General features: G+C 70.8%; 5 protein-coding genes. 4 read left to right on the top strand and 1 reads right to left on the bottom strand.

Features of this window, described 5'->3' with window-relative positions:
- From AOK17_RS45670 to AOK17_RS54225, 4 genes are all read left to right on the top strand, one after another.
- Positions 1-342, top strand: a 342-nt coding sequence (locus AOK17_RS45670) for a DUF6153 family protein (protein ID WP_063997387.1), incomplete at its 5' end; no start/stop codon positions are given.
- A gap of 91 nt (positions 343-433) precedes the next feature.
- On the top strand, positions 434-1075 hold the full coding sequence (locus AOK17_RS45675; protein WP_055618557.1) for a DUF305 domain-containing protein: 642 nt from the start codon (positions 434-436) through the stop codon (positions 1073-1075).
- Between the two features lie 272 nt (positions 1076-1347).
- On the top strand, positions 1348-1810 hold a 463-nt coding region (locus tag AOK17_RS53100; protein ID WP_245697814.1), incomplete at its 3' end, for a hypothetical protein.
- Positions 1811-1965: 155 nt separating this feature from the next.
- Positions 1966-2622 carry an MFS transporter gene (locus AOK17_RS54225; protein WP_425424694.1) on the top strand — a complete coding sequence of 219 codons (657 nt, stop codon included), beginning with the start codon at positions 1966-1968 and terminating at the stop codon, positions 2620-2622.
- On the opposite strand, the gene AOK17_RS45685 is transcribed toward AOK17_RS54225, so the two are convergent.
- On the bottom strand, positions 2619-2875 hold a 257-nt coding region (locus tag AOK17_RS45685), incomplete at its 5' end, for a DUF6174 domain-containing protein (RefSeq protein ID WP_245697812.1). The two genes, AOK17_RS54225 and AOK17_RS45685, sit on opposite strands and share 4 nt — an antisense overlap.

Genomic DNA, 2875 nt, shown 5'->3' on the forward strand with positions numbered 1-2875 from the left:
AGCGCGCTGCTCCTCGGCCTGGTCGGTATGCACGGCCTGGGGCCGCTTCCCATGGGCTCCGATCATGACCCGGTGCCGGTGGCCGCGCCCATGAGCGTGGTGGCGTCGATGCCGGACGAGTGCGATCACGGCGAGGGCGGCTGCACGGGCCACGCCCAGCACGCCGATCCGACCTGCGCGTCCGCCTCGGTCGCCGGTTCGCCCGCGATGGTGCCGGTGCTGCTGCCCGACGTGGCGGCCTGCGTCGGAGTCCCACGGGCCGGTACTGCCTCGACCGGCAGCGGTCCCGACGGCGGCCGGGCGCCGCCCTCACTCTCCGAACTCCAACTCCTGCGGATCTAGAGCGGCCCGCGAGGCGTCGCCCGCCATACGGCGCGGCGCCGCGCTCCGGCACGCCCTTCATCCCTACCGTCCCAGGAGCAGGAGTTCCACCATGACAGCGCACCGCGCACTCGTCCGCCGTACCGCCCTGTCCGTCACCGCAGGAGCCGCAGTACTTGTCCTCGCCGCCTGCGGCAGTGACAGCGGCAGCGGAGGACACGACATGGGGTCCATGGAGTCCGACTCCAGCCCCACCGCGACCGCCTCGGCCAAGGCCGGCGACCACAACGACGCCGACGTCGACTTCTCCAAGGAGATGATCCAGCACCACCGCCAGGCCGTCGACATGGCCGAACTGGCCGCCGACCGCGCCTCCTCGCAGGAGGTCAAGGACCTGGCCACGAAGGTCAAGGGGGCACAGGACCCGGAGATCAAAACCATGTCCGGCTGGCTCACCTCGTGGGGCGAGGACGTGCCCGAGGAGATGTCCGGCGCCATGGACCACGACATGTCGTCCGCCATGCCCGGCATGATGAGCGGCACGGACATGGGCAAGCTGGAGAAGGCGTCCGGCGCCGAGTTCGACACCATGTTCCTCACGATGATGGTCGAGCATCACGAGGGCGCCGTCGAGATGGCCGAGACCGAGCAGGCCGACGGCACGTACGGTCCGGCCACGAAGCTCGCGGACGACGTCGTGACGGCTCAGACCGCCGAGATCAAGCAGATGAACAAGATGCTCGGCAAGAGCTGACGTCTCGTCAGGATGCGGTGGGCCGACGGGGCGAGAGTCCCGTCGGCCCACTCGGGGGCGGGCGTTCCCGTACCCGTCCCCGGCCGCCTGGCGATCTCGTCGTCCGGAACAGAACCTTCAGTCGGGTACGGGTGAACGGCCGCCTGCGTTCACCCGTACCCCTTGTCGTACACCTGGCCGCTCGCGCGGACGGGAACAGCCCGGATTCGGAGAGGTACGTGTCACAGCAGCCACAGCGAGGACGGACCGGCCGCACTTTCACCGCCCGCGGGGTGCGCCGCGCCGCCCTGATCGGCGGCCTCGCCCTTCTTCCCCTGGTCACCGCCTGCAGCGGCGGGGGCAACGACAAGGCCGCGGGGGACAGCAAGCCATCGACCGCCGCCATGGCCGCCGTCGTGGCGCCGGCGAAGGTCGAGGTGATCGCCAACCTCACCGGCTGCAAGGTCAAGATACGAACCGACGCGGACGAACTCCGCGAAGGTGTCTGCCACACCCCCGAGGGCGACTACCTCATCACGACCTTTCCCGAGGAGAAGTACAAGCTGACCTGGCTGGACAGCGCCGCCATCTACGGGGGCAAGTACCTCGTCGGCCCGCGCTGGGCCATCAGCGCGAAGCCGAAGATGCTCGGCCCGCTGCGCAAGAAGGTCGGCGGCACCATCCAGGACCTGGAGGCCATGCACGCGACGCAGCCCTCCCCGAGTCCGTCGAAGAGTTCGTCGAAGTACGGGCCCGNNGAGGGGTCGTTTCACGTTGCCCTGGTCTTCTCGGCGGCCGTGTACTTCGTGCGGCCACTTCCTCCCACAACTGCCCAGGCGGGCAAGGGAGTCCGGCAGGCGTTCACGGCGGTCGCGGACGGCGTCCGCTTCGTCCGCGGCCACCGCCTCATCGTGGGCCTGCTGCTCATCGACGCCGCGGCGACGGTCTTCACGATGCCGCAGGCGCTCTATCCGGTCCTGGCCGACCAGCAGTTCGGCGTCGGACCGGGTGTGGTGGGCCTGCTGTACGCCGCGCCCGCCCTCGGCGCTCTGACAGGCGCCGCCACCAGCGGCTGGACCGGCCGGGCAGGCGGGCACGCCCTGATCGGCGCGGTCCTGCTGTGGGGGCTGTCACTGACTGGGTTCGGCGCGACCTCCTACCTTCCGCTCGCGCTCACCCTGCTGGCCCTCGCCGGACTGGGCGACCTGATCTCCGAGACCCTGCGCTCGGCCCTCCTCCAGCACGGCACCCCCGACGAACTGCGCGGCCGGGTCAGCGGCCTGTGGATGGTGCAGGCGACCGTCTCGCCCGCCCTCGGCAATGCCGCCGTCGGCCTCCTCGCCGAACTGACCGGCGCCCGCGCCGCCGTGGTCATGGGCGGCCTGTTCTGCGTGGCCGCCACCCTCGTGGTGGCCGCGGCTTTCCCGGCGCTACGCCACGCACGCCTCACCGTGTCGCCCGAGCCACCTGAGTCCTCCGACTCGTCCGACGAGGCTTCCGTGAACGCGGCCGACGACGCCGCCGGTCACGCCGACGCGGAGTCACCCACGAAGGGATCGACGCGCTAGCCACCGGTCGGCACGTAGGAGCTGATGACATACAGGGCTTCGTCGTCGACCGCGCTCTTGTCCCAGTCCAGCGAGATCCGCTCCGGGTGACCGTCGGACGCGTACTCCGCCTCGGCAGTGTCGGCGTTGTCGCGCCGCGCCTGCTCCAGCTCGTCCAACAGCTCGCCGATGGTGGGCACTTCACCGGGCAACTGCCGCACCACCCGCCGGCTGTTCGCGTCGAGACCGACGGCCTCCGCGACCTTGCCGTCGC

It is taken from the genome of Streptomyces phaeochromogenes (genome assembly GCF_001418655.1).
In the GTDB taxonomy this organism is placed as follows: Bacteria; Actinomycetota; Actinomycetes; order Streptomycetales; family Streptomycetaceae; genus Streptomyces; species Streptomyces phaeochromogenes.

Coding starts and splice junctions, on each gene's coding strand:
- AOK17_RS45675 (WP_055618557.1), top strand. CDS start 434: ATGACAGCGCACCGCGCACTCGTCCGCCGTACCGCCCTGTCCGTCACC.